The sequence below is a fragment of the Hydrocoleum sp. CS-953 genome, from assembly GCF_002260545.1.
Taxonomy (GTDB): domain Bacteria; phylum Cyanobacteriota; class Cyanobacteriia; order Cyanobacteriales; family Microcoleaceae; genus Trichodesmium.
This window is the reverse complement of record NZ_LGSU01001077.1, coordinates 1-6,584: the sequence shown is the minus strand read 5'-3', so window position 1 is coordinate 6,584 and position 6,584 is coordinate 1. Positions and strand designations below refer to the sequence as shown.

Below are 6,584 nucleotides of genomic sequence, written 5' to 3'. Positions count from 1 at the left end.
ATTGCTATACAATGCACCACTACCGAAAGTAAGATATTAATTAAAGATCAAAATTTATATTATTAAGGTTTAGTAAATATCTCCCATATACTATTTTGATTGTCCGTTAAAATCTTGAATTATCCTAGTAGCAGCCTGATATTCTAAAGGTCTAGCAAATAAAAAACCCTGACCTAATTCGCAACCCATATCTTTTAATTTATCTCGTTGTAAAGGGGTTTCTATTCCTTCTGCAACTATATCCATATTTAGACTCTTAGCTAATGTAATAATAGCAGCAATAGTTATATTATCTGAACTAGGCTCGATTCTCTTCACAAAAGCCCGGTCAATTTTCAATGTATCTATAGGAAACTCATAAAGACGACTCAAAGAAGAGTATCCTGTACCAAAATCATCTATACAAAGTTTAACTCCTAAATCTTTAATTTGATTGAAAATTTTATCCCGATGTTCAACACCTTCTAAAAGACAGCTTTCTGTAATTTCTAATTTTAAATTTTCTCCTGATATATTATTCTGCTCTAAAATTATTTTTAATTGTTGAATAAAGTCTACTGCCGTTAATTGTGGGGGGCTAAGATTAACATTTAAAACTAAACTTTGAAATTCAGGAAAATGTTGTTGCCAAGAGTTTAATTGTTGACAAGCTGCTTCCAAAACCCACCACCCAATATCATGTATTAATCTAGTTTCTTCAGCAATTGGAATAAATTTTCCTGGAGAAACTTGTCCGCAACTAGAATGATTCCAACGAACTAATGCTTCAAAACCTTTCAATGAATTATTTACAAGATTAATAATTGGTTGATAGTGCAGAAATAATTCCTGTTTTTTAATCGCCTGACGTAGCTCATTTTCCCAATTTAAACGTTGTAAAACATCTACTTGCATTTTAGGTTCAAATACAGCATATCCTGTTTTTCCATAATCTTTAGCTTTTTGCATCGCTATGTTAGCATCCCTGAATAAATCAGTAGAATTATGATATCCAAAAAAGCTGTAAGTAATCCCAATACTAGCCTTAACAAATATCTGATAACCGTCTAACTCATAAGGATACTGTAAATATTCTTGCTGAATACGCTCCGCTAATTCAGTAGCTTCAGATGGATTTTCTATTCCCTCTAATAAAATTACAAATTCATCACTACTCAGCCTTGCTAATAAATTATTAACTCCTATGCTATTTTGCAGTCTAATAGCTATTTCTTGGAGTAATATATCTCCTTTAGAATACCCTAAACTATCATTAATTAACTTGAAGCGATCTATATCAAGCAATAGTAAAGCATAATGATAATTGTGATTTAAACTAAACTCAATTGTCTGATCAAGTTGACCCAAAAATCTAACTTTATTTGGTAGACCTGTTAAAGGATCGTGGAAAGAATTATACTGTAACTTAACCTCTCTTTGAAGTAACTTAGCTTGAGTTTCATGTAATTCCGCAGTTGCTTGTTCTAGCTTGGTATTTCCCTGTATAACTTTTTGCTCTAAATTTTGGATTAACCCCTCTAATAATTCATTTTTTTCTGCCAGTGTTACCTGGAGAAAATGTAACTTTAAGTGAAGTCTAATCCGAACTAAAACCTCTTCTTGTTGAAATGGTTTAGTTATATAGTCAACAGCACCCAATTCAAAGCCTTTAATCTTATCATTGGTGTCTGAAAGAGCAGTCATAAAAATAATTGGAGTATCCTTAGTCAAGGGATGATTTTTCAGTATAGAACAAACTTCAAAACCATCCATTTCTGGCATCATTACATCAAGTAATACTAGGTCAGGTATTGTATATTGAATTCGTTCAATCGCAATTTTACCAGAGGGAGCTACCGATACCTCAAATCCTATTTCATCAAGAAAATCAGAGAGTAGTCTTAAATTATTTCTGTTATCATCAACAATCATAATTCTGGCTTTTTGGTCGGTTATAGTCAACATATATCCTCGGAGTTATTAAATAACTAGTTGTGCTTTTAGGAATTTCCTCGTTAAGAGAGGGAACAGGGAACAGGGAACAGGGAACAGAGAGTCAACAGAATGTATAATTAATTTTGCATAGGAACTTAATATTTATTGCTTAACAAAATTAAGATCAATTATAATTTATTTTTTCCCTTATAGATTTAATACCCCACCATGTACAGGATGTCTACAATTGCTTGGAATGGGAATCCCAACCCACTTTCTCCTTCTTGCTTCTGCTTCTTACTTCTTACCGAATTATTAATAATTAATAATTAAATAATTCGCGCCTTGAAGCCTCCCCTTGGATAGGGGAAAAAAGCGGTCGTTTGCGGAGCATGACCTTAGGATGGGATGGCGTTTCGCTGCGCGACATGTAACGCGAAGCGTCCCGGAGGGNATGTCGGCGACAGCCGTTAACGTTTGCGAAGCATTCCGGAACGGAAAGTTGTGCGCCAGCTAAACGCCATATCCAATCGACCAAGAGAAGAAATAATATTTCCTTATATTCAATTCCGTAACGGTTTTAACCTTCTTGTAATTATCAATTATCCATTATCAATTATCAATTAATGAATTCTTACTTCTCCTGGGAATCCGAATAATAAATTCCGTACCCACATTTACTTTTGAGTTACATTCTAATTTCCCCCCATGTTTATCAACCACAATAGAATAACTAATTGCTAATCCCATTCCTGTTCCTTTACCTACAGGTTTAGTAGTAAAAAAAGGATTAAATATTCGATTAACTACCTCTTCTTTCATACCCTTAGCATTGTCAGCAATTTTAATCACAACTTCATCCGAATTATTCAACTCTGTAGAAATCCGAATTTTGCCAGAATTATTCTCAACTTCTTTAAAACTACCTTCAGAATAACATTCTTCAATAGCATCAATTCCGTTAGCCAATAAATTCATAAATACTTGATTTAATTGCCCCGGATAACATTCCACATCTGGCAAATTTCCATATTCTTTAATCAGTTCAATTTCTGGATGTTCCGGTTTAGCTTTAAGTCGATTTTGCAAAATCATTAAGGTACTATCAATTCCTTCATGGATATCTACTTTTTTAATTTCTGAGCCATCAATACGAGAGAAATTACGCAGAGACTTAACTATTTCCAAAATACGATTTGCTCCAATTTTCATCGAAGATAAAATCTTAATCAAATCCTCCCGCAAAAATTCTAATTCAATATCTTCTCGATAGGCTTTAATTTCAGCATCAGGTTCCGGATGATAAAGTTGGTACATTTCAATTAAATTTAAAATATTTTCAATATATTCTTCAGCAGGTTCTAAATTACCATAAATAAAATTAATCGGGTTATTAATTTCATGGGCTACCCCTGCCACCATCTGCCCCAAACTTGACATTTTTTCATTTTGAACTAATTGCACTTGCATTGTTTTTAACTCTTCCACCATCTGGTTAAGTTCAAAAGTTCTTTCTTGCACTTTTTGCTCTAAAGTTTTATTTTGTTCTGCAACTTGTCGCATTAATTTATAAAGTTTTAAATGTAACTTAACTCTAGCTAAAACCTCCTCCTGTTGAAATGGCTTAGTAATATAATCAACAGCACCCAAATTCAAACCTTTAACCTTACTTTCCGTATCAGAAAGAGCAGTCATAAAAATCACAGGAATATCACAAGTTTCAGTTTTACCCTTGAGATAACGACAGGTTTCAAAACCATCAATTCCTGGCATCATAATATCTAATAAAATTAAGTCAGGCAGAGCATATTCTATTCTTTGCAGTGCCATATCTCCAGATTTAGCTACCCAAACTTCATAACCTGTTTCATCCAGAAAGTCTGAGAGTACACCTAAATTTGCAGGGTTGTCATCAACAATTAGAATTATATCTGATTTATTCATAATATTATCCATTGAAATTAGTCCNAATTCCTGGCATCATAATATCTAATAAAATTAAGTCAGGCAGAGCATATTCTATTCTTTGCAGTGCCATATCTCCAGATTTAGCTACCCAAACTTCATAACCTGTTTCATCCAGAAAGTCTGAGAGTACACCTAAATTTGCAGGGTTGTCATCAACAATTAGAATTATATCTGATTTATTCATAATATTATCCATTGAAATTAGTCCTATATTGACAAATAAATTTAATAATTTCTTGGTCTTGAAAATCTGCTGCTAATTTAGAAATTTTCTGAGCAAATGGGATAAAATTTTTATTTTGTTGCTCTAGAGACTTAGCTTTTCTCATAATTCCCTTGAGATTACCTTTCATAGCTAACTCATAAAATTTATCGAGAGTTTTTATTGGAGGAGGAACTATGATTTCTGCATTTTCATCAGCTACCTTTGCTAGAGAATCANTTTATTTTGTTGCTCTAGAGACTTAGCTTTTCTCATAATTCCCTTGAGATTACCTTTCATAGCTAACTCATAAAATTTATCGAGAGTTTTTATTGGAGGAGGAACTATGATTTCTGCATTTTCATCAGCTACCTTTGCTAGAGAATCATTCATTTCTTCATACTCCCACTCCAAATTTAATAGTTGTCTAATTTTAAGAAATAAGTCTTCAGTTGTGAATGGTTTAGGGAGAAAATCATTAGCTCCTACTGACAAACTTTTGTCTTGATCGGTTTCAAAAACACTTGCAGATGTAGCAATAATTGCCACATCTGGATAAATTTCTGATGCCCGAATTTGTTTAATCAATTCAAACCCATCCATTATTGGCATTAACAAATCAGTAATTACTAACTGAGAATTAAACATCTGAATTTTTTGCCAACCTTCTTCACCATCGTTAGCTTCTATCACCTTAAAACCAATAGGTTGAAGCAGTTTGATTAACAAAGAGCGATTTTCCAATTTGTCATCTATTACTAAAACAGTAGGAGCAGCACCCTTAATACCAATAATTTCACCACAGCGATCGCTCTGGCAAGTCTTCACCCACTCCTGAGCTAAAGGTAAATCTATCTCAAACGAAAATATACTACCAACTCCAGGCTGACTTTGTACCTGAATACAACTAGCCATTAGCAAAAAAATTGTGGAACTGATGGGTAGTTGTATTCNAATACAACTACCCATCAGTTCCACAATTTTTTTGCTAATGGCTAATCCTAATCCTGTTCCCTCTATTTGTTGTTCCCTTTTTTGTTCAATCTGCTGAAATGGCTGAAAAAGTTGTTTTATTTGTTCTGCACTTATCCCTATTCCTGTATCCCGAACTTCAAACCGAGTCTTACCACCAGTCGCTTTACCAACTGTAAATGTAACCTTCCCCTCATCAGTAAATTTGATAGCATTGCCCAATAAATTAATCAACACCTGTCGCAGTCGTTTTTCATCAGCACAAACTCCTTCTGGTAAACCTATGACAGATTGATAAGAGAAAGCAATCCCCTTTTGTTCAGCATTAATACGACAAATTTCAACCACACCTTCAAGAAAAGCCGGAAAATGAAAGTCTCTCGGATAAAGTTCCATCCGTTCAGCTTCAATCTTCGACAAGTCAAGCACATCATTAATCAGAGACAGTAAGTGAGAACCGCAACGATAGATAATATCAACTCGACTTTTATCTTCCCGATCCATTTTCTTAGAGTTTTGCAAGAGTTGAGCATAACCCATAATCCCATTTAGCGGAGTGCGTAACTCATGGCTCATATTAGCTAAGAACTCACTTTTGGCAAGGTTAGCAACTTCAGCAGTCTCTTTAGCAGCCAATAATTCTTCCCCTAAAGTTTTCAACTTCTGATTTTGAATCAGTTGTGCTTCACTTTGTTGCTGCAATAAATCTTTAGCAAGTTGATGAATATGAGATTGAGCAATCAGTAAATTTTGAGTTTCTAAAACTTGATAATTTCCTGGTGAAACCTCTACCACAATTGGTTCATAAATATATTCTTGAGGTCTTTTGACTGCCTGATAAGCAGCATCTACAATAGGTGTATCTCCCGGTAAGACTAAGAATTCATGTTTAATAAATTCATATAAGATTGTGATAGGACNTTGATGAATATGAGATTGAGCAATCAGTAAATTTTGAGTTTCTAAAACTTGATAATTTCCTGGTGAAACCTCTACCACAATTGGTTCATAAATATATTCTTGAGGTCTTTTGACTGCCTGATAAGCAGCATCTACAATAGGTGTATCTCCCGGTAAGACTAAGAATTCATGTTTAATAAATTCATATAAGATTGTGATAGGACGATTTAAAAAAATTTCTCTGCCATATTGGCGACTCACAGTTTTGAGAAATTTATTTTGAGAAATCATGCCAACAAATTCACCCGAATTTGTTAAAATAATACCTGGAAGTAGCCTATTTTCTTCAAAAACTTCAGCAATTACAACTCCCGATTGATTGATTTCAATTTGCACATTATCTAGTTGTAAATATTGTAAAGTAGAACCTAAATTCAACTGGGTATTTAAGTCATAAAACATAGATTAAAAAGAAGAGTTAACGACCATAAATCAAAATCAAGTGATTTGATATTCAATACTTTCACAAAACAAAATATCAATAAATATAACAATCATAGTTTTGATGAAATTATTTATATTATAGCTCATTTATCTCACATAAATAATCAATTCTTTCCCCCTATTC

General features: G+C 33.4%; 4 protein-coding genes and 2 pseudogenes. All 6 read right to left on the bottom strand.

The features are described 5' to 3' along the window. Positions 1 to 90: 90 nt before the first annotated feature. On the bottom strand, positions 91 to 1,944 hold the full coding sequence (locus AFK68_RS16140; protein WP_094673672.1) for an EAL domain-containing response regulator: 1,854 nt from the start codon (positions 1,942 to 1,944) through the stop codon (positions 91 to 93). A 582-nt stretch (positions 1,945 to 2,526) separates the two neighbouring features. Then, positions 2,527 to 3,858: a response regulator gene (locus AFK68_RS16135; protein ID WP_371357417.1), complete on the bottom strand. Its 1,332-nt coding sequence runs from the start codon at positions 3,856 to 3,858 to the stop codon at positions 2,527 to 2,529. Positions 3,859 to 3,883: 25 nt separating this feature from the next. Further along, a partial coding sequence (locus AFK68_RS16130; RefSeq protein ID WP_210407439.1) for a response regulator occupies positions 3,884 to 4,078 on the bottom strand: 195 nt, incomplete at its 3' end. Between the two features lie 246 nt (positions 4,079 to 4,324). Next, positions 4,325 to 5,037, bottom strand: a pseudogene (locus tag AFK68_RS39045) (response regulator); the annotation flags it as partial. Position 5,038: 1 nt separating this feature from the next. After that, positions 5,039 to 5,851, bottom strand: an 813-nt coding sequence (locus tag AFK68_RS45415) for a sensor histidine kinase (RefSeq protein ID WP_371357416.1), incomplete at its 3' end; no start/stop codon positions are given. Positions 5,852 to 5,977: 126 nt separating this feature from the next. Then, positions 5,978 to 6,418 (bottom strand): annotated as a pseudogene (locus AFK68_RS39035) (ATP-binding protein); the annotation flags it as partial. Positions 6,419 to 6,584 lie beyond the last annotated feature (166 nt).

Excerpts from the sequence above, each read along its gene's own strand:
- AFK68_RS16135 (WP_371357417.1), bottom strand. The coding sequence starts at position 3,858 with ATGAATAAATCAGATATAATTCTAATTGTTGATGACAACCCTGCAAAT.
- AFK68_RS16140 (WP_094673672.1), bottom strand. The coding sequence starts at position 1,944 with ATGTTGACTATAACCGACCAAAAAGCCAGAATTATGATTGTTGATGAT.